We start from the raw sequence: 292 nt of genomic DNA on the forward strand, positions 1-292 counted from the left end.
TCCAACAATGATAAAACCGCTGCTGGTTCTTTTATGAAAGCTTGTTCTATGATATTTCCAGACAATGTCTGTGCACATGGTAACTGAACCGCTGTTTCTTCAACCAAATGTGCTCCCGCTACCTCCAATTCGCCACGTAATCGCTCTGCAATCTCCCTAAACGCTGAATGCTCTCGCTCCGAGAGACCCGATATTTTTGTATCCAGCTTTTCATCTCTTTTGTTTTGTACTTTTTCTTGCATCTTCAAAACACCAAAGCCACGAAACCCTTGAAGCCACTGTTTAACAGCAA

General features: G+C 42.8%; 1 pseudogene. It reads right to left on the reverse strand.

Going from position 1 to position 292, the window contains the following annotated elements:
- Nucleotides 1-292, reverse strand: a pseudogene (locus ACFIK8_RS12225) (PAS domain-containing sensor histidine kinase); the annotation flags it as partial.

This window comes from Bartonella sp. MR168JLCBS, assembly GCF_042194175.1.